The sequence below is a fragment of the Oleiphilus sp. HI0128 genome (assembly GCF_001635365.1).
The window spans coordinates 1-19,454 of record NZ_LWGG01000574.1 but is presented as its reverse complement, the minus strand read 5'-3'; the positions used below and the strand labels follow the sequence as shown (position 1 = coordinate 19,454).

Here is a 19,454-nt window from a genome sequence, read left to right as displayed (position 1 = left end):
TGAGCGCAGCATGATTCCATCGGCGAAAACAATTAATGCCTATACAGAAGATGTTCTAGGTGAACTCGATGGAGTAGGAATTGCCGAAAGGGTTCGTAAAAGAGAAATATCGGCCCAAGAGGCGGTTGAAGCGAGTATTAGTCGCGCGATGCATGTTGAGCCGAGCCTAAACAGTCTTGCTGTGGAAATGTATGACAGGGCTCGACGGTACGCATTGTTGCCTAATTCAGGGTATTTTTCCGGTGTCCCTAGCTTTATTAAAGATAATGACGACTTTAACGGAGTGCCCTCCGCTCATGGTTCCGCAGCGTTAAAACCTAAACCCGCAGCAAAATCTTCAGATTTCGTACGTCAATTCCTGTCGCTAGGCGTCGTGCCCCTAGGAAAAACTCGAATGCCTGAGTTTGGCTTAACGGCTACGACTGAGTCTAGTTATTTTGGCTCGACTTCTAACCCGTGGAACCTTGAGCGTTCAACTGGCGGTTCATCCGGCGGATCTGCCGCCATGGTTGCAGCTGGCGTTGTGCCCTTTGCTCATGGGAATGATGGCGGTGGTTCTATCAGAATACCTGCGGCATGTTGCGGGCTAATAGGGCTGAAGCCTACAAGAAGTCGCTTAGTCGATATGAAAGGGTCCCATTTATTACCTATCAATTTGGGGCACCAGGGAATTCTAAGCCGTAGTGTTCGCGATACGGCGATGTTTTATTCCGAAGCTGAAAAGTTTTATCTCAACCGAAAACTACCTGCGCTGGGTGAAATCACCGGCCCCGCTAAAAAGCGACTTAGAATCGGCTTTTATACAGATGGCCCTGGCCATCTTTATAGTGATTCAGACAATGCGGCAGCCGTGCATCAGGCGGCCAGAATATGCAGTGATTTAGGGCATGATGTGGAAGAAGTTTCGTTTCCATTTGACCCTGCTTTTGGGGACGACTTCTTGCTCTATTGGGGAATGATGGCGTCGATTTTTTCTACAACAGGTAGCGTTCTGTTTGGTACTAAGTTAAATAAGAAAAAGCTCGAACCGCTGACCCTTGGGTTAAGTAAGCACTTCCGAAAACATATACTTAAAGCGCCTTTAGCGATTAAACGCTTACTGGGTTTTACTAATGTTTATCAACAAGAAATGGCTAACTATGACCTTATGTTATCGCCAGTTTTAGGGCACCCACCGCCGAAAATAGGCTATCTTGCGCCTGACGTAGAATTTGAAAGTGCTATAGAGCGCCTAAAGCATTTTGTACCTTATTGTGCGATTCACAATGTCTCGGGCGCGCCTTCGATTGCTTTGCCTATTGGCGTTAGTCAAAAACAGGTGCCTGTTGGCGTCCAGTTCTTTGCACAGTTTGGAGAAGATAAACGCTTGCTTGAGTTGGCTTTTGAGATTGAGGAAGCAGTGCCTTTTGTGTTGAATAAATATTGAATTAACAACGAGTATGATGAAGAAAGGGATCGAGGTATGAAAAAGGTGTTTGGCATATTAGTCACTGTATTGTTGCTTGCAGGCTTGAGTGCTTGCGACAAAATTAACAATGCCAGTCGAACGATGGATACGATGTTAGGGGGGGGATTATGAGGTTCATATTCAGGGCTTTGATAAACCTTTCTACATAAAAGGAGGGAAGGTTACTTCAGTACCTGACAAAGGTTATTATGTATTTTATCCAATGATTGAGGGTAAAGAGAAGCTGGTTCAATCGCCTATCCAGTTAACGACGATTATTAAGACTGATTGATTGTAGGCAGAGTCTTCCACGGCTCGCAGACGGGCAAGCAAGGGTTGATCCTGCGAGGGAATGGAATCCTCTGCCTATGTTTAAAGAATGGGCGGAGCAATCAACCTACTTATGCTTCACATTCATCGTAATATCAGCGGTAAAGCACTTGGTTCCTTCTGTGTCATACGCTGCTACGGGCACGACTACCTTGCCTTCCTGTGAAAAATCGACGTCTGCCGCTTCACACACAACTTTAAGGTCTGTTTTAGCTTTTGCGATATATTCAACAGTCATACCTTGAGGAACCCATCGGGCACCAGCGGGAATCGAGACGTCAGTTGTCATACCGCCTGCTAATTCAGCAGCGTTACACATTGCAATGGCATGAACGGTACCGATATGGTTGTGCACCTTCTTTTGGTTTTTCAAGCTAACTTCACAATAGCCTGGTTTAAGGTCAATGACTTCTGGGTCAATTGTCCCAAAGTAAGGTGCGATTTGAGCAACGCCCTTCGAAAACATCTCTGGGCCCATTTGTTGGAACATTGCTAGAAATTGACTCATATTGAATACCGCGTACTTATTTAAAAATGTCGATCACCTTGTTTAGGAAGCGACTGACGGTTTCAAGCTCTTCTTCTGAAAATTCTTCACTGAGCTTCTCGTTTACTTGCTGGATAAGTGGGTAGAGTATCGGTAATTTATTTTTACCCTCGTCAGACAAAAATAACCTTGATGCTCTGCCGTCTTCGGCACATCCTTTGCGCTCAATAATGCCGTTCTTTTGCATTCGGCCAACCAAACCGGTGACTGCAGAGTTATTCAAACCCAATGCTTGTGACAGCGTTTTCTGTAAACAGCCTTCATTTTTAGCAATGAACATCAGTGCAGCAGCTTGAGTGACTGGAATCCCCAGGCGTTGCTCGCACTGGGTATCTGCAAACTTAAACATTCGGTGCTGAGCCATGTTGATCAGAAAGAATAACCTTTTATCCACTGTCGATTCCTTGTCTAGTAGTTATATAGTTCATATGTGATGTATATTACTTTGCATATAAACTAAATTTAAATGCAAGCGTTTGTTTGTTTTTTATTTTTTCAACAAATTACTTAAGTGTTCTGAATAGCGCTTGTATCCAGCGGTAAAGCGAGTTGAAATTATCTGTTTCTGCCATGGCTTTAGGGGCAACGAGCCAATATGCATACTGGGTTGTCAACGGCATGGTTGATAAGGGAAGTAGCTTTCCATCTCTGATCCTTTGATTGACCATAGGGAGTAATCCAACGACGACTCCTAAGCCTTCTTCAGCAGACCGAATGGCGGAGAAATAAGAGTCGCAAACAATTTTTTGCTTTGGGTTAAAATCTCCAAATGAGCCGCGCCAATCCCGAAGATCATCATATAGCGATATGACAACCTGATTTTCGATCTCCTCCTTTGACATTAATTGGTCACGGGAAAGACCATGTTGGGTCAGGTAGTCCTCGCTACATAGAAGTTTTACGTCAACACCACTGACAAAGCGTGTTGCTAATTCTGGCCAGTCCCCCTTTCCGAAACGTAATGCCGCGTCTGCAGGTTCATCGTCAAAATTAACGTATTCATTGCCTGTCGTGATGCGTAGCTCTACCTCTGGAGCATAGTCTTTGAAGCGTGCGTAATTTGGAATCAGTAGTTCTTGAGCGATGAAAATGGGTGAGCTGATTTGAAGCGTTGGGTGGCAAAATTTTCGTTCGAATTCTCGATAGGAAGTATTGTGGCGCTTAATAATATCTCTTGTTGTCTGGTAGTAAAACTCTCCGGCTGAGGTGAGTCGTAGTTTGCGAGAGCTTCGGTCAAACAACGTTAAACCAAGATATTCTTCCAATACTTTGATTTGCTGACTGACGGCAGGCGGTGAAACACAGAGTTCCACCGCTGCTTTCTTAAAGTTTAAATTTCTGGCCGCGGCTTCAAATACAGGTAGCCACTGAATTGGGGGAGCTTTTTGTTGCATGGAACACCTTAATAGATAAGCTGAAGTTATCCTAAGTTCAAATATACTGAATTGCCAGTGGTAAAAGGTTAGATTAATTTACTTAGCATATAAACTAATTTGTGCGATTTTTTGGAGGTTTCGGTATGAGTGCATCTAATGTGGCAAAGACACTAGAACAGCAAGAGCATGCATTTGATGGTGCAGTTAACCTGAAAGGGGACCCCAATTGCCTGGTTGGGCAAGTCAGTGCAGACTATCAAAATATGGTAGGCCCTTTCGGTGGTGTGACGGCGGCTACGATCCTTCAAGCAGTGTTAGGTCACCCAGAAAGAGAAGGCATGCCGGTATCGATTACTATTAATTATATGGGGCCGATTGAAGATGATGAGTTGGTGGTCAAACCTGCTCTATTAAGAACTAACCGTTCCAACCAGCATTGGCGTGTAGATTTTTTGCAAGGCGATGTAATGCAGTGTTCTGCTAGTTGTGTTTTTGCTAAGCGAAATGAGACTTGGTCTAATGATGAAGTAAGGATGCCTTATGCACCAGATTTTGAAGAGGTGGATTCACTACCAAAATTTCCGGGCATGCCGAGCTGGGTAGACCAATACGATATGCGCTTTGTTTATGGTGCTCCTTTTCAGCCGCTAGTTAAGGGTAAACAAGCAAACCCCTCCGAGAGCCTCTTGTGGATTTCTGACAAGCCAGCAAGAAAGCTGGACTATGCCTCAGTAACAGCAATCTCTGACTCGTTCTTTCCACGAATTTTTGTTCGAAGACATAAGATCGTCCCAATGGGAACGGTTAGTTTAACGATTAATTTCCATATAACTGAAGATGAATTGTTGGGCTTGGAGGCGACTCATCTGCTTGGTCGCGCTAGCGCTACCAAATTTACTAATGGTTATTTTGAGCAAAGGGCTGAGCTATGGAGCCCTGATGGTACCTTGGTGGCGACAAGTAGCCAGATGGTGTATTACAAAGATTAAGCTAGTCTATATCTCAATAATTACAGCTTTTAAAAAGCAAGAGAGCGATCATGACAAACGTTGATAGTGAGAATACAGAGCTGCATAAAACCGCTTGTATATTATGTTCACGAAACTGTGGCTTGGATGTTACCACCCAGGACGGCAAATTAATTAAGATCAAAGGTGATCCTCAACACCCTATGACTAAGGGCTATATTTGCCAGAAAGCGGCAAGATTAGAGCATTATCAAAATCACGATGATCGTTTGACACATCCTTTAAAAAGGATGCCAGATGGGAGCTTTCAGAAGGTTAGCTGGGATCAGGCCTTAGATGAAATCGCTGAAAAAATGAATGTAACGCGTGATCAGTTTGGCCCCGATTCTTTCGCGATTGTAGGTGGTGGTGGTCAAGGTAATCATCTTGGCGGTGCGTATGCTTCACAACTGCGTTATGCCATGGGTGGGAGTCGCTATACCTATACAGCTTTGGCTCAGGAAAAGACCATGGATTTTTGGGTGAATGGTCGACTGTTTGGTGATCAGCGTGTTCATTGTACTGAGGACGTAGAGCATTCTGACTACGTACTATTTATTGGCTGTAACCCATTTCAGTCACACGGTATACCCAATGCGCGCGATACGCTTAAAGAAATTAAGAAAGACCCGGACCGTACGATGGTGGTTTTTGACCCTAGAAGGTCTGAAACAGCGAAGCAAGCCGATATACATTTTCAGTTAAAGCCAGGTACTGATGCTTATCTGATGTCTGCGATCTTGGCGATTATCGTAAAAGAGGGCCTGCATGATAAAGCCTTCCTCGAGAATCACTGCACTGGCTTTAATAAGCTCGAAGCTGAACTATTAGATATTCCTATTGAAGAGTATGTAGAAAAAGCCGATGTATCCCTTGAGATGACGCAGCAAGTTGCACGAGACTTTGCTAATGCTAAAGCGGGATGCGTAAGAATTGACTTGGGTCTGCAGCAGTCACTGCATTCCACCTTGACGGCATATTTGGAAAAAATGCTGTATATGGTGACCGGCAATTTCGGGAAAACTGGCGGCAATAATCTGCACACTTTATTTGTTCCCTTATTAGGTAATTCGGACGAGCGTCGCCGCGAGTACAAGCTCACGGCTCATCATAAAATGATGCCGATTTCGGGAATGTATCCACCAAACATATTGCCTGATGAAATTGAACATGAGGGCGAAGATCGTTTACGAGCGATTTGGGTGGATAGTAGCAACCCCGCTCGCAGTTACGCTGACTCTAGTGCCTATGAACGCGCTTTTTCTAAGTTAGATTTGTTGGTTGTTGTTGATGTAGCGATGACTGAAACGGCTCGCTTGGCGCACTACGTTCTGCCAGCTGCCTCTCAGTTCGAGAAGTGGGAAGCGACAGGTTTTAACGCGGAGTTTCCTGAGAACTTCTTTCATTTGCGTGCACCGATGTTTGAGCCTTTACCGGGTACCTTACCTGAGCCTGAAATCTATGCGCGCTTGTTAGCGAAAATGGGTAAGATTCCAGAGAATTTCCCTGTATTGGAACGCATCGCTAAATACGAACCTGAGATTAGTGCTCATCAGGGCTTCTTCGCTGCCTTGATGGCGACTTTTAAATTGAACAAGGATTGGGCCCCCTACGCGCCTTCAATTTTGTATCGTACTTTTGGCGCAGCCTTACCGGAGGATGCCGCATCTGCTGCGCTAATTCTTCCTTTAGCGATGGACTATGCTAGAAAACACGAGGCTGCCGTGAGGCGCGCAGGTGTAAAAGGTAATCAATTCACCTTAGGCGTTAATCTATTTCGGCAGATATTCAATAGTCGCTCTGGGTCGATAATTAGTAAACATACCTTTGATGAAATGTGGAAGTTTATTCGTAATAAAGATGGCCGCATTCACCTGGAAATTGATGAAGTGTTCTCGGAATTAAGAGGTCTGAACAATGGTTTGAAATTCGATGATGGCTATCCCTTTATTCTGATGGCTGGGGAAAGGCGCGCCTATAATTCAAACCAAATTTTTAGAAATCCAGCATGGCGTAAAGTTGATAAAGACGGCGCTTTACGTATTCACCCTGACGATGCAGAATCACTAGGTGTTGGCAAAGGGGATAAGCTGCTTTGTAAAACCGCGCAAGGCCAGCTCGAAGTGAGTGTCGAAATCGACGAGGGTGTTCGTCAGGGTATGGTTACCTTGCCTCACGGTTATGGTATGCGCTACAAAGATGGCGAGCCTAATGGCCCTGCTATAAACTTTTTAACAGCAGGTTCCCACTGTGATCCGTTTACTAAAACGCCTTATCATAAGTATGTACCGGCGCATTTAGAGAGAATAGCTTCCTAAGTTGTAGGCAGAGACTTTCACGGCTTGCGGGCGGGCTAGCACGTGGCAGATTCCAGCGAGGGGCGGAAGTCTCTGCCTACGGTCGGTATATATTGGTTTTGTACCCTGCAAGCCAAAAGAAAAAGCAGTTCAATATTATGGGTAGCCTTGTTATCGTAAAGCAAATAACTTGTTTCGATATCCAGGAAGCTCTGTCTTATGCTGAACGAAAATTATCCTTACTATCTTTCGAATAAAGCCGTTTTTGCCAATCAGGACTTGAAGGTCTATGACAAGTACAGTGGTGAATTGGCTTGTTCAGTTGCATTGGCAGAGAAACAGGCGATTGATCAAGCCATAGCAGCCGCTCAGGCAGCAACAAAACCCATGGCAAGTTTGGCGGCATTTGAGCGCCAGGCTGTATTGGATCATTGCGTTAAACGCTTTACTGAACGTTTTGATGAATTAGCCGAAGCGCTTTGTATCGAAGCAGGCAAACCCATCAGGGATGCGCAGGGTGAAGTGACGCGTTTAATTGATACCTTTCGTATTGCGGCAGAAGAGTCCACTCGCATCGCCGGTGAAGTTATTCCCATGGATATTAGCGCTCGCGCCAAGGGTTATTCAGGCATGAGTAAGCGAGTACCGATTGGCCCTTGCTCGTTTATCAGCCCTTTTAATTTCCCTTTGAACTTAGCCGCCCATAAAATTGCACCCGCGATTGCAGCGGGATGCCCATTCATACTCAAACCAGCCAGTTTAACCCCTGTGGGTGCTTTGTTAATTGCCGAGGTGCTTGCAGAAACGAATCTACCTGAAGGCGCATTTTCTGTCTTACCTTGCCATCGGGAAGGTGCCGGATTATTTACAGAAGATGAACGTTTGAAGTTACTAAGCTTTACCGGCTCACCAGATGTGGGCTGGGCCTTGAAAACTAAAGCAGGCAAAAAGAAAGTCGTCCTCGAATTAGGGGGAAATGCTGCTTGTGTCGTGGACCAGGATGCTGACATCGACGACGCCGTAGCGCGAATCGTTTTTGGTGCGTTCTACCAATCGGGGCAAAGTTGCATCGGTGTGCAGCGGGTTTACGTCCATGAAGAAATTTATCCGCTATTTAAAGATAAATTACTAAACGCTACGCGAGCACTGAAAATGGGTGACCCGAAAGATCCTTCAACCTTTATTGGCCCCATGATTTCGGAAGGCGAAGCTAAACGCCTGCAAGACTGGATTGACGAGGCAGTAGAAGCTGGCGCAAAGCTTTTATGCGGTGGCAAAAGGGAAGGTGTCATGATGCAAGCCTCCTTACTAGAAAGTGTTGGGAAAGGACAAAAGCTCCGAGAAGAAGAGGCCTTTGGGCCAGTAGCGATTCTTGAACGTTTTAATGACTTCGACGCGGTGCTGGAAGAAGTTAACGATAGCAAGTTCGGTCTGCAGGCAGGGATATTTACACGGGACTTATACAAGGCGAATAAAGCATGGGATATCCTCGAGGTTGGAGGCGTCATAATCGGCGATGTACCGTCCTGGCGTGTTGACCATATGCCTTATGGCGGAGTGAAAGACAGCGGCCTGGGTCGTGAAGGTATTAAGTATGCAATCGAAGACATGACTGAACAACGTTTACTGGTGATTCGCACGCCATAAATTGGATATATGATGCCCATAGGCAGAGGGTTTCATCCCCCTTGCGAGCCTCGGATGGATCTGCACAGGTTTTGGGCTTCACTTTCGCTTTATCGAACGTCCGGCTTTTTCTTCTAATGGCTTATCTGGCCATCTGTGTTTGGGGTAGCGGCCCTTCATATCCTTAGCGACTTCAAAGTAAGAGCTGTTCCAAAAGTTAGCGAGATCACTGGTGGTCTGGATAGGCCTCCTGGCCGGTGACAGCAATTCAAAACGTAAGGGAACGCGACCTTCAGCCAGGGTCGGAGAGCTTAGCTCGCCAAACACCTCTTGAAGCACAACTGAAACTGTTGGGCCTTGGTCACTGTCGTAGCGAATTGGAACACGTTTCTGACTTGGTGTTTGGTAATGCGTTGGGGCTTCGCTTTCGATGCGCTGCTGATCATTCCAGTCCAGGCAGCTTTTCACTAGCTCAAGAATGTTTACTTTTTTAAGTGCGTTCATACTGCTGACGCTAGATAAATAGGGTAGCAGCCAAGTCTCGATATCGTCGATTAAGCTTTGTTTTGACAAGCTTGGGAAGTTTTCAAGGTGTTGTCCTAGCCAGCTTGCTCGGGCCAGCCAGTCATCGCATTGCTGCGTCCAGTTTAAAACGCTTAAGCCTTGTTTCTTGACCAGCTGAGCCAGGCATTGGGTGAAGGCATCGTTTGGAATATTGCTGATGACTTGGCTATCTATGGTAATCGCGCCAATACGGGTTTGCATAGAGCCCGTTATTTTCTGCGTTTTAGGGTTGATCTCGAAACGTTCTTCTTCGTTGATATGCTCGGACAAGACTTCGAGAGCTGAGGCTTTGTCAATGGCTGCCGCGCTATAAATCCGGCCCTCTTTCTTCTGTGCATCGCAGTCAGCAATGACTAACCAAGGCTCATCAAAGAGTGAATCGTCTTCGTTGAGGTAAGCGCCTTTACCGTTCGCCATCAAATATTTGCCGTCTCCTGCTTGGCGCTGTTTGGCCAGTCGCTCAGGGAAGGCGATGAGTAAGAGTTTGCCAAGGTCTGCAGGGTAGATAGTCGGCTCAATATCTGCTTTCGAAGCGGCTAATTTTGCTAATTGCTTTTGCAGCGACTGAGTGCTTGAGAAGGCTTGCTCGACTCGTGAACGATGGAAGGCGTAGTCTTTAAGGGACTGTGCTTTGTCTCGGCCAAAATCCGACAGCGCGTTGAGACGTCTGGATATGTCGGTATCTCTATTATGGAGAAAGATATCTTGTTCAGAAAGCAGAGCGGCTAAGTTGCAAGCGACACGCTGATCTTCGGGCTTGTCGGTGCTTAACAACATACTTGCAAGGCGCGGGCTAACAGGTAGCTTTGCCGCGAGCTTGCCCAGTCGGGTGACCTGAGCTTGTTGATCCAGCAAACCGAGGTCTTTGAGTACTTGCATCGCGGCATTGTAATGCGCTTCCGGAGGCGCCGTGAGCCAGGGGATGCTCTGGTAGTTGTTATTTCCCCAAAGGCATAATTCTAAGCCGAGCTGAGTTAAGTCACTTATGCAGATTTCTTCGCTTTGAAAGTCACTCAGAGACTGTTGTTTGCTCTCGCTCCATAAGCGAATACAGTGGCCAGCCTGGGTTCTGCCTGCACGGCCCTGACGCTGTTCGGCCGATGCTTTGGATATGTACTTGGTTTCCAGACGACTCATACCGGAGCCAGCGTCATAACGCATTTGACGTTCAAGGCCACTGTCAATGACGCAGCGAATCCCTTCGATGGTCAAGCTGGTTTCGGCGATATTAGTGGCGAAAATAATCTTTCTTCGGCCTTGCTCGTCTTTCTGCAGAGCCTGCTCCTGTTTCTGAAGGCTTAGCCCGCCATAGAGTGGCAGAAGTAGCAGGTCATTGTCGGAATAACGTTCTTGCGCACTGGCTAGGCAGCGCTTAATTTCACCTTGGCCGGGGAGGAAGACCAGAATATCGCCGTGTGCATCATCTTGAAGCGCGCTTCGGATGGCTCTGAGAACTTGCTTATCGAGGTATTCATTAGGACTATTGGCGGCTTGATAGTCAGTAGCTACCGGGAATGTTCGCCCCGGGCATTCTACGATGGGGGCTGCGTTCATATAGTGTGAGAGCATTTGTGTATCGATGGTCGCAGACATGACCAGGAGCATCAAATCATCTCTAAGCGCTTGTTGAACTTCGAGACAAAGCATTAGTGATAAGTCACTATGAATTGAACGTTCGTGAAACTCATCGAAGATCACCAGGCCAATATCAGATAGCTCCGGGTCCTGCTGTAATCGTCGGGTGAGAATACCTTCAGTAACGACTTCGAGAACGGTGTTTTGCGACACATTTCGATCATTCTTGATCTGATAACCTATGCGTTCACCGACTTTCTCCCCAAGCTGTTTCGCGAGGTAGTAAGCAATGGCCTTAACGGCTACACGGCGAGGCTCCAGTAAAAGAATCTTTTTCCCTTGAAGTGCCAAGTCCTTGAGTAAGGCCAAAGGTAAAGCGGTTGATTTTCCCGCACCGGGTTCGGCTTGAAGTACTAATGCCTTATGTTCGCTCAGTTGAGCAATCACTTGAGGAAAAAACTGGGAAATGGGTAACAAAGACAGGGCTCCAGAATGACAGGCTTGCGTCATTTTATAAGATCCTGAGCGCAATAAAAGCCTTTAATTAAGTGAAACAGCAGCTTGTCTGGTTTTGTCAAAACGGGGTTTAGCGACTATATATAGTATCGAGTGAAGAACTATATATATAAAATCGGGTTAACAGCTCTATTTGGAGAATGATAATAATGCTAAAAAGAATTGCCCTATTTGTTACCATATTGATGCTGTTTTCTTCCCAGGGTTTTGCTGGTGGCGATGCACCTTATCCGGCCGACTGGCGTTCCTGGACATCGGTTTCTACCCCCTTGACCAGTATCGGTGCTCTACCAGGCTGTGACGCAGATGTAAGCAGTTTACCGCCTATTTATCAGGGAACGGTTGAGACATATTGCGGTGTTAGGCCAGAAGGCCCTGGTGCCGTTTCGGTATTGGTCGAGCCAAGTAAGACGGAGAGTTACAAGACCAAAGATGGAAAAATGGCCGATGGTGCATCGATGATTCTTCACCTTAAGGAATTAGGTATTCTTCTCGTTACTGGCCACAAAAGTGGTGACGCAGTTTATAGCGTTTTCAAAGAGGATGGAACGGACATTACTGCAGCGGACCCTGCCTCACCCTTGAGTGTAGAGACATGCTCGACTTGTCACTCAGGCTATGAAGCGTTTTGTGTCAAAGGCCAATGTGCTAGTGGGCAATAGCCGTAATGGTTTCTAAGTTATCAAGGACGGGTAAGTGACGATATGAACAAGCTATTCCAGATAGGCAATATTTTACTGCTATCGTTTATGGGTTTCGCTCTAGTGATTGTGTTATCACTTAGCTGGGTGCTCTACAGCAGTATGTACAATGCTGAAAGAGATAAGCTGATTCAGGTTAGTGAAGCTAGCCTAAAACCAATCGTTAATTTAGCAACACGCAGTGTCAATGGTGCCAACAAAATGAAACTGCGTAATAAAGATGCGCAATCTTTGTATGCGTCTTCAGGTTTGCTTTATTTGAAAATAGAAGGGATGTCTAAAGCGAGCCCCGCCTAGGCGTTTGCGAAAGCTCAGCCACCTCGTGCAATGGAATATGAGTACAGGGCTGAAATCGGGGGCGTGCAGCAAGCTTCTATAGACGAACTGCTCGCCAGTACTCATAAGCAATTTATTGATACAGAAGACTATTTATTTTTAAGCAGGTCGCCTCTGGATGAGGTGGAAAACGGAGCGCAAATTACGGCAGTATTTTCTGTGCTTAGTCTAGAAGGGATTCAGCGTCATATCTTGAAGGAAATGGCCTGGCCAGTGTTAGTAGTGACTGTGTTAGCTGCGATCTGCGCCTTACTTATCGGCCGACACATCTCCAAACCGATCTCTGATGCTTCGAGACAAATCAGCCATATTAGTCATACCTTAGATATGGGGCTCCGTGTTGAGTCCAGCTCACCCGTGATAGAAATAAATGGCATGGTACTAACCTTCAATAAATTTCTAGATCAAGTCGAAGGAATCATTAAGCAGTTAACTGAGCTGGTTGATCATATTAGCGAGGCATCAGAGTAATTGAGCTCTTTGACGATTAATACTCAAGATAGAATTAATCAACAGAAAGACCAATCTGAACGCGTTGCGACAGCGATTACACAGATGAGTGTGGCAGTATCTCATGTGACGGATAACGCGCATTCGGCAGCGGAAGCAGCGAAAGAAGCGAACTCCGAGGCCGAATCCGGGTCCCAAGTTGTTAATGTTGCGGTATCGGTGATTGATCAGCTAGCTGAAGGTGTCGAACATACAGCCGAGACCATACAGCGTGTTGAACAGGATACGCACAACATAAGTACCGTGTTAGATTTTATTCGAGGCATCGCTGATCAAACAAACTTACTAGCCTTGAATGCCTCCATCGAGTCGGCTCGTGCAGGAGATAGTGGTCGCGGCTTTGCCGTCGTTGCAGATGAAGTGCGTACCTTGGCGAGTCAGACACAGAAATCGACTGAAGAAATTCAGCACTTGGTTCAGCAGCTACAGGCGGGTACCGAAGGTGCAACTGAGTCAATAGCTTTAGGCCAAGAAATGGCTAAAGACAGCGTGGAAAAAGCTCGAGACGCTGATAATTCCTTGCAAGCAATCACCCGAAGTGCTCACACGATCAGTGATATGAATGCGCAAATAGCGACGAGCGCAGCAGAGCAAGCAGAGGTGACAGAAAGCGTTAGCCGAAGTATTAATGAGATTTCTGAGCTGTCAGAACAAATTGCTACTGACTCCCATAACTTTGCCAATTCCAGTGCACAGCTTGGTGAGCTAGCCGCTCAACTTAAACAGCACATCGAAAAGTTTAAATTGGGATAAATCCAGCGTTGGCAGAGGGTTTCATCCCTCGCTGGATTAACCCTGTGCTTGCCCGCTTGCGAGCCGAGGAAGGCTGTGCATACATCTATGCTGCGAAGTGTTTTTCATCCAGCAGAAGCTAATCGAATAATCTCTGGATAACCCTTTTCCACCAACGCCTCTTCATTACTCTTATAAAATCCACGTAGCTTAAGAATGCGATGCATTTCAGATAGTCGATAGCTGGGAACGGTTGGGAGCAAATGATGTTCGCAGTGATAGTTCACATAATTCGGTGCAAACAGTAAACGCTCCCACCAGTTGGCGATGGTTGTACGTGTCGTGTGGCGAACATCCTCTGAGGCAAGTGCTGGCATGGCGCCGTGCTCGGCGATTTGACGAACTCGAATGATGAAGGGATGAGTAAAAATATAGGCAATCCACCATAAAGCATAGAGGCTGGCATGTCCGCTCGCCGCCAAGATACTAAAAAATATAAGGTGGAAACTGACGACGTGAAGGTAGTTTCTAAGTCCCATTTTCCAGCCAGCATCTGTTCCGATCTTATCGCTGTTTACACCCAAGGAAACGGCATTTCCAGCACGCCCTGGAAGTACATAAAATAACAAAGCTGATGTTGCCTTGAGCCCAGATAAACCAAGAAAGTCACGAATGATCTTGCGCTTAAAGCTATCTTTGCTAACCGGGTATTGAGCAATGTTACCAACATCGGGGTCTTCGTCGGTTCCGGTTTTAGTGTGGTGAGTAAAGTGATAAGGACGGTAGAAGTCGATAGGCACAAGTACCGGAATACCTGCCAACCAATGGCCAACCAGGTCATTCTGCTTTTGGGTGGAAAAGAATGAGCGGTGAGAGCATTCATGCAGAAGTATACCAAGACCGAGTTGCCGTCCTCCTAGAATGAATAAAGCCACTATGACGGTAATGATATTTGGCCAAACAGCAACGATAAAGAAAGCAAAAGCGATGAGTAGCCAGTTGAAGGCAAACATTAGATAAGCCCTTAGGTCAGAAGCAGATTTCAGGTAGCGAATTTGGCCAACCGATAGGTAATCGCTAGCTTTTTGCTTTACCGTTTTTGCTGAATCGCTTACTGAACTCATATCGACCTCGTATTTATTGTGCATCCTATACTTTTCATACTAGCAGCAATAACGGTATTCAATCAATAATATGAATTTGTATTCATTTTATTTGTAGGTGAGTACCAATTTTTTGAATGTGTTGGAACTATCATGTTCTTTTGAAGTCATAACTACATATGCGTATCCCTCATATTGAGGTATAAGAGATAGGAGTTGCCCGCGTGTACGGTTCTAAAGTGCGACGTTTTACAGGCTTGATGGTATGTCTTTTGTTGAGTGTGAATTATATGGCCTCGGTAAATGCTCAAGAACGAAACTTACGTTTTACCAGCTCAGATGAGCCAGGCAGTCTGATTGAGCTTTACACTTCACAAGGTTGTAGCAGTTGCCCTCCAGCTGAACGATGGATCAGTAAGTTCAAGCACGATAAGCGTTTATGGAAGTCACTTTTCCCTTTAGCCTTCCATGTTGATTATTGGGATTACATCGGTTGGAAGGATGAGTTTGCCAAGGCTCAATATGGCAATCGGCAGCGCCTTTATCAGCGTCTAGGTTTAATTAGACAAGTCGCGACTCCGGGATTTATTGTGAGTGGCAAGGGCTGGAATGGGTGGTTTCGGTGTCAACGCTTACCCCAGGCACAGAGGGTAGAGGGTCTAGGTGGTTTACAGATTGATATTGATGGACGCGAGGTGTTAATTCGCTATACCACCAAGATAGAAGCAGAGCAGGATAAGTCGTTCAAGATCAATATAGCCTTACTCGGCTTTGATATGCTCTCAAACATTAATGCTGGTGAAAACCGCGGCAGAAATCTACAGCAAGATTTTGTTGTACTGTCCTTACACCATGAGTTTTTACTCAGCAAGAAAGATACTGCTAGTAGGCAGGAGTTGTGGAGCAGTCGGCTTCGATTGCCGGAAAGTGTTGATCGCCTCGGTGTAGAGATGGCATTGCTAGGCTGGACTACCAAGGGAGGTGAGTTAAATCCATTACAGGTCACAGGAGGGTGGTTGTAATGATAATCATTATCAATTAATGTATTTGTTATTAGTTAGATAAATACCGAGGGAAAGTATATGCCTAAGTTGATAGATGATAACTGGATTGTGATTACTTCACTTGGAATGGCGTTGTTCATGTGTGTACTTGCTCTGGTGTTCCCAATCTCTTATTAAACCTTTCTTGCAGAATTGCAGGGTTAAATCGTCGTGTCGCTTTAACGTTAATAGCTTCGTTTGTCCTACTGATAGAACTGTGTATTTAAGGTTTTAGGTAGCATTAGGGTGATGAGGTAAGCATTAAATAGTATTCAGCGCTTTACAATTAGTGAACCCAATCACTTATGAAAGTACTAGGATCAATATATGGAAGTATTTGCAGACTATCAACTCACGCTACTCATTGTTGGACTGACCGGCTTATTGCTGCTCACCCAAATACTTGTTTCTGACGCAGCATCAATTAAATTGAAACATACACCGGGTTATCCCGTCGAAGCTGATCACGCTAGATTTTTATTTCGAGCCTCTCGTACTTATTCAAATACCAATGAGACGATCGCGGTATTTATCCTGTTTGCTTTGTTTGCTGTTTATAGTGGTGCCGATGCAAGCTATATCGACGCGTTTTCTGTGACCTATTTTGCTGGGCGTGTGATGCATATGTTGTGCTATTACGCGAATATAGCCTTGGCCCGGAGTATTGGTTTTGTTATTAGTCTGATTGGTTTAATTGGTATGTTTGTGACTTCGCTGACGGTTTGATAGGCCCTCATCTGCATTTTAGAGTCTCTTAGTTTGAAGACAGAGCTATCTGACTTAGCGGCGTGTGTATCAGGCTTTAACTTTCTAGTAGAAATCTCGCCCAATCGGGCAGGGTGTTTGCTTTTTTCGTTACTAATCCTTGCGTGATCTGAGCAACGAGATCGAAGGGCTTTAGGTAGTCAGAGTTGTCTAAGAGATAAGCTTTGTCTGCCAGCACTAGCGCTGTTTTTATATTTTGCATGGTGCGAGGTATACGGCTGACGACTTTATCTTCTGGTACTGCGTGACCGCCTTCTTCAATCCTTTGCTGTATTCGTGCTTTGTTAAGTTCGGGGGTTGAAAGATGAACGAAGACGATAATTACTTCGTAACCGTGAGCTTTGGCTTTTCCTACAAAGTCGATTTTGGAGGGATGAGAGAAAACGGTTTCAAAACAGAAACTACGTCCTTCTTCCAAGAGCTCATTCCTGAGCCGCTCAGCGATGGCTGCGGCTTGATAGCTATGCGCTTCAGGCGCATCGGGGAATACTTGGCGAGCGATATTATCGGCGTTAACGAAGGGTAGATCACGAGGTTGTAGCTGCGTTCTATAAAAGGTAGATTTTCCTGCGCCATTTCCTCCGGCGAGCAGCCACAGCTGTTTTGATTCTTTATTCAATTTATACTCTAGATTCTATAAATACGCCATTTTCAAAATAGCCGGTGGTGACATTACCTTGTTGGTCGATTCTTTCAAGCATGCCCTTATCAGTACTTGAGGCCTGAAAGGCATAATTGGTAGTGGTGATGTTTCTCATCAAAGAACCTGAGTCGCGTTGTTGTTCCAGGTTGCTGAATATATCGTCAGCATCAATGTCGACATTATGCGTTTCTTCTACATTGATTTTTGCAAGACCACTGTTTACTTTAATGAGTGTTTCAGGGTCTACGACACCAGAAACCCCGCGGCCTATTTCTGCCCAATATTCTATCTGTTCAGCCACTGAGCGCTTGTTAAGTTCACCACTTAACTTGGCTTGTTTCATAAGTTCACTTTCTAAACGGATAGGGGAATTGGATTTAGCCATCAAAGAATCTCCAAACTGAGGTTGATATCTGGATTGTAGCGGATTGCTACGCTTAAAGCTAATGTTTGTAGTGAATCGCTACAGATTCTTTTAGGCTCGCATGATTTGCTGTACTTAAGGTAAACTCACATTCACTATGACCCGTATTTTTGTATTCTTACTTATGTTTTCATTCTCCCAGATGTCCTCAGGATTTACCTACACCATTGAGCTGACAGAACGAAGCTTGCAAGAAAAGATTGAGGCGATGATGCCCTTAGAAAAGAAACAGTACTTCTTTACTGTTCGCTTGTCCGAGCCAAAAGTGGAGTTAATCAACGTCAGTAATGAAGTTGGCTTTTTTATGCATGTTGATGTCATCGCACCAGGCGGCTTTAAAGGTGGTGGCAGAGGTAAAATCGCCGGTACCCTCCGCTACCAGCAGGATAGCGGGGAATTTTATTTAGACTCACCTCGACTGGTCGACCTTGAGATCGACTTATTGCCAAAACAACTAACACCAAAGATTGCCAAACTGGCTGAGCTAGTGCTGTCTAAAGCTAGCGAGAAGCTTCCTGTCTATCGCTTACGTGACGATGATGCTAAGCACCAATTAGCAAAATCTACTTTGAAGTCTATCAAGGTTAGAGATCATAAACTATTGATTACATTAGGCATGTTTTAAATATGACCTCCGGCTTCTACTGAGCTCCGAATTTTGAGGGGCGAACCCTCTGCCTACGAAAGAGCTAGATGTCATGGCTGACATCTAGCTAACTGTCTGAATAAAAAAGAAAAATAAAATAATTGTGACTATTTCTGCGTTTTGTCCGTCTATATCTCTGTAAATTGGTTTTTTTGTTCTAATTTTTTTCTTCAGAATGGAGAGATATAGGAATTTCACGGTCATAGGTATCTATGTTCGTCCGTATTTGCTTTAGGTTTGTGAAGCAGGGCAGTGATATGACCATTTATTTGTTACTTTCTTAGTGAGGTCAAAAGTATGAATACATCCGTACTTTATTTGCAGGATCTTGTGAATGCTGGTGGCCCAGAGCCTGATCAGTACCCAGCATTAAAACAAGCTTTGGTTGATTTTAATCAGGCAAAGAGCCGAGGAGAATTTAATTACTATGGGCCAGACTATAAAGAAGACTTGATGGGCAAGGCGCTAAGTTTCGATACTATGCAAGGCTTGGCGTATCGAAAACCCAATGGCTATGCTGGCGACTTTGAATTATTAGAACGTATTTACGGTCACTTTCTTACACCCAAGACAGACTTAAGGAACTGGGATCAGTTCTGGAATAGTCAGGCTTTTGTTTCGGCCTTTCAACATAGCCAGCGCTACTTCGTTGACGTAATGGCTGCTGCGGAACAGCATCAGCAAGGTATGAATGTCCTAAATATCGCTTCAGGTTCTTCCCGCTCTATCGCGGATTACTTGGGGCAGTATAAAAGCGACTCGTCTTTTTTATGCATTGATCAGTCCTGGAAGGCTTTAGATTACGCTAGTATCCTGTGTCGTAAGTATAGTGATCAGGTTGGCTTTGCACATGGCGGAGTCCAAGATATTGAAAGCGATGAAAAGTATGACCTGATTTGGTCAGAAGGGTTATTTGATTACTTGAACGATGCCTCGTTTAAGCTAACCTTGGAAAAGCTAATGAGCCATACGCGAAAGGGAAGTGAAATCGTCATTGCTAATTTGAGCACTAATAACGCTAGCCAGCCCTATATGGACTTCCTTGACTGGCATGTAAACCCCAGAAGTGAAGCGCATATGACATACTTGGCGACCTGTTGCGGCCTTAAACGCTCTCAAATGCATGTTGTTCAAGACCCGGCAAAAGTGAATATGTATCTACATATTGCTCTATAAAGGCTATACTCTGCGCTAAATTTAAACTGTTCGGCAGCGGACAGTTCCCTTTTTGGGAATCTGAAGCTAACTAGCGTTCAGTGATTTTCC

19 protein-coding genes are annotated in these 19,454 nt (G+C 45.2%); 12 read left to right on the top strand and 7 right to left on the bottom strand.

The features are described 5' to 3' along the window. Positions 1-1,426: amidase (locus A3763_RS07025; RefSeq protein ID WP_231872126.1), on the top strand; the 1,426-nt coding region annotated here is incomplete at its 5' end. A 418-nt stretch (positions 1,427-1,844) separates the two neighbouring features. Here the strand turns inward: A3763_RS07025 and A3763_RS07020 are convergent. The 3 genes from A3763_RS07020 to A3763_RS07010 form a co-directional block, all read right to left on the bottom strand. Beyond that, positions 1,845-2,285: a hotdog fold domain-containing protein gene (locus A3763_RS07020; protein WP_068507593.1), complete on the bottom strand. Its 441-nt coding sequence runs from the start codon at positions 2,283-2,285 to the stop codon at positions 1,845-1,847. A gap of 16 nt (positions 2,286-2,301) precedes the next feature. Then, the gene (locus A3763_RS07015) at positions 2,302-2,718 is read right to left on the bottom strand and encodes a MarR family winged helix-turn-helix transcriptional regulator (protein WP_082865504.1); all 417 of its coding nucleotides are present in this window, start codon (positions 2,716-2,718) and stop codon (positions 2,302-2,304) included. Between the two features lie 109 nt (positions 2,719-2,827). Beyond that, entirely contained in the window at positions 2,828-3,718 is an 891-nt protein-coding gene (locus A3763_RS07010) for a LysR family transcriptional regulator (RefSeq protein WP_068514364.1), read from the bottom strand. 125 nt (positions 3,719-3,843) lie between these two features. Here A3763_RS07010 and A3763_RS07005 point away from each other — a divergent pair, with 125 nt between their 5' ends. The 3 genes from A3763_RS07005 (at position 3,844) to A3763_RS06995 (ending at position 8,651) form a co-directional block, all read left to right on the top strand. Continuing rightward, positions 3,844-4,689, top strand: coding sequence for an acyl-CoA thioesterase II (locus A3763_RS07005; protein ID WP_068555023.1), 846 nt, complete (start codon positions 3,844-3,846; stop codon positions 4,687-4,689). A 50-nt stretch (positions 4,690-4,739) separates the two neighbouring features. Then, positions 4,740-7,025: a molybdopterin-dependent oxidoreductase gene (locus tag A3763_RS07000; RefSeq protein WP_068514369.1), complete on the top strand. Its 2,286-nt coding sequence runs from the start codon at positions 4,740-4,742 to the stop codon at positions 7,023-7,025. A gap of 198 nt (positions 7,026-7,223) precedes the next feature. Continuing rightward, positions 7,224-8,651 carry an aldehyde dehydrogenase family protein gene (locus A3763_RS06995; RefSeq protein ID WP_068514373.1) on the top strand — a complete coding sequence of 476 codons (1,428 nt, stop codon included), beginning with the start codon at positions 7,224-7,226 and terminating at the stop codon, positions 8,649-8,651. A 78-nt stretch (positions 8,652-8,729) separates the two neighbouring features. On the opposite strand, the gene hrpB is transcribed toward A3763_RS06995, so the two are convergent. Beyond that, positions 8,730-11,279: an ATP-dependent helicase HrpB gene (gene hrpB, locus A3763_RS06990; protein WP_197476300.1), complete on the bottom strand. Its 2,550-nt coding sequence runs from the start codon at positions 11,277-11,279 to the stop codon at positions 8,730-8,732. 155 nt (positions 11,280-11,434) lie between these two features. Here hrpB and A3763_RS06985 point away from each other — a divergent pair, with 155 nt between their 5' ends. From A3763_RS06985 to A3763_RS06970, 4 genes are read left to right on the top strand one after another with little or no spacing between them, the layout of a single operon-like run. After that, positions 11,435-11,947 (top strand): hypothetical protein, encoded by a 513-nt coding sequence (locus A3763_RS06985; RefSeq protein WP_068507760.1) that lies wholly within the window; start codon positions 11,435-11,437, stop codon positions 11,945-11,947. A 42-nt stretch (positions 11,948-11,989) separates the two neighbouring features. Then, complete coding sequence (locus A3763_RS06980) at positions 11,990-12,283, top strand: hypothetical protein (RefSeq protein WP_068514376.1); 294 nt, start codon at positions 11,990-11,992, stop codon at positions 12,281-12,283. Positions 12,284-12,313: 30 nt separating this feature from the next. Beyond that, a complete protein-coding gene (locus A3763_RS06975) occupies positions 12,314-12,793 on the top strand; it encodes a methyl-accepting chemotaxis protein (protein WP_068514378.1) in 480 nt (159 codons plus the stop codon). Further along, positions 12,794-13,585, top strand: coding sequence for a methyl-accepting chemotaxis protein (locus A3763_RS06970; protein ID WP_068514380.1), 792 nt, complete (start codon positions 12,794-12,796; stop codon positions 13,583-13,585). It begins immediately after the preceding gene. A gap of 104 nt (positions 13,586-13,689) precedes the next feature. On the opposite strand, the gene A3763_RS06965 is transcribed toward A3763_RS06970, so the two are convergent. Next, entirely contained in the window at positions 13,690-14,688 is a 999-nt protein-coding gene (locus A3763_RS06965) for a fatty acid desaturase family protein (protein WP_068553719.1), read from the bottom strand. Positions 14,689-14,891: 203 nt separating this feature from the next. Here A3763_RS06965 and A3763_RS06960 point away from each other — a divergent pair, with 203 nt between their 5' ends. Further along, positions 14,892-15,689, top strand: a complete 798-nt coding sequence (locus A3763_RS06960; protein WP_068553718.1) for a DUF1223 domain-containing protein — start codon at positions 14,892-14,894, stop codon at positions 15,687-15,689. Positions 15,690-16,037: 348 nt separating this feature from the next. After that, positions 16,038-16,436: an MAPEG family protein gene (locus tag A3763_RS06955; protein WP_068511332.1), complete on the top strand. Its 399-nt coding sequence runs from the start codon at positions 16,038-16,040 to the stop codon at positions 16,434-16,436. Between the two features lie 76 nt (positions 16,437-16,512). On the opposite strand, the gene A3763_RS06950 is transcribed toward A3763_RS06955, so the two are convergent. After that, on the bottom strand, positions 16,513-17,094 hold the full coding sequence (locus A3763_RS06950; protein WP_068511330.1) for an AAA family ATPase: 582 nt from the start codon (positions 17,092-17,094) through the stop codon (positions 16,513-16,515). A 1-nt stretch (position 17,095) separates the two neighbouring features. Next, positions 17,096-17,503 carry a hypothetical protein gene (locus A3763_RS06945; protein ID WP_068511328.1) on the bottom strand — a complete coding sequence of 136 codons (408 nt, stop codon included), beginning with the start codon at positions 17,501-17,503 and terminating at the stop codon, positions 17,096-17,098. A gap of 136 nt (positions 17,504-17,639) precedes the next feature. On the opposite strand from A3763_RS06945, the gene A3763_RS06940 reads away from it, so the two are divergent. Both A3763_RS06940 and A3763_RS06935 read left to right on the top strand, forming a co-directional pair. Beyond that, entirely contained in the window at positions 17,640-18,167 is a 528-nt protein-coding gene (locus tag A3763_RS06940; RefSeq protein WP_068553717.1) for a DUF1439 domain-containing protein, read from the top strand. Positions 18,168-18,485: 318 nt separating this feature from the next. Continuing rightward, a complete protein-coding gene (locus A3763_RS06935; protein WP_068553716.1) occupies positions 18,486-19,364 on the top strand; it encodes a class I SAM-dependent methyltransferase in 879 nt (292 codons plus the stop codon). Positions 19,365-19,454 lie beyond the last annotated feature (90 nt).

Coding starts and splice junctions, on each gene's coding strand:
- A3763_RS07005 (WP_068555023.1), top strand. CDS start 3,844: ATGAGTGCATCTAATGTGGCAAAGACACTAGAACAGCAAGAGCATGCA.
- A3763_RS06980 (WP_068514376.1), top strand. CDS start 11,990: ATGAACAAGCTATTCCAGATAGGCAATATTTTACTGCTATCGTTTATG.
- A3763_RS06975 (WP_068514378.1), top strand. CDS start 12,314: ATGGAATATGAGTACAGGGCTGAAATCGGGGGCGTGCAGCAAGCTTCT.
- A3763_RS07020 (WP_068507593.1), bottom strand. CDS start 2,285: ATGAGTCAATTTCTAGCAATGTTCCAACAAATGGGCCCAGAGATGTTT.
- A3763_RS06935 (WP_068553716.1), top strand. CDS start 18,486: ATGAATACATCCGTACTTTATTTGCAGGATCTTGTGAATGCTGGTGGC.
- A3763_RS06965 (WP_068553719.1), bottom strand. CDS start 14,688: ATGAGTTCAGTAAGCGATTCAGCAAAAACGGTAAAGCAAAAAGCTAGC.
- A3763_RS06940 (WP_068553717.1), top strand. CDS start 17,640: ATGACCCGTATTTTTGTATTCTTACTTATGTTTTCATTCTCCCAGATG.
- A3763_RS07000 (WP_068514369.1), top strand. CDS start 4,740: ATGACAAACGTTGATAGTGAGAATACAGAGCTGCATAAAACCGCTTGT.
- A3763_RS06955 (WP_068511332.1), top strand. CDS start 16,038: ATGGAAGTATTTGCAGACTATCAACTCACGCTACTCATTGTTGGACTG.
- A3763_RS06995 (WP_068514373.1), top strand. CDS start 7,224: ATGCTGAACGAAAATTATCCTTACTATCTTTCGAATAAAGCCGTTTTT.
- A3763_RS07010 (WP_068514364.1), bottom strand. CDS start 3,718: ATGCAACAAAAAGCTCCCCCAATTCAGTGGCTACCTGTATTTGAAGCC.
- A3763_RS06945 (WP_068511328.1), bottom strand. CDS start 17,503: ATGGCTAAATCCAATTCCCCTATCCGTTTAGAAAGTGAACTTATGAAA.
- hrpB (WP_197476300.1), bottom strand. CDS start 11,279: ATGACGCAAGCCTGTCATTCTGGAGCCCTGTCTTTGTTACCCATTTCC.
- A3763_RS06985 (WP_068507760.1), top strand. CDS start 11,435: ATGCTAAAAAGAATTGCCCTATTTGTTACCATATTGATGCTGTTTTCT.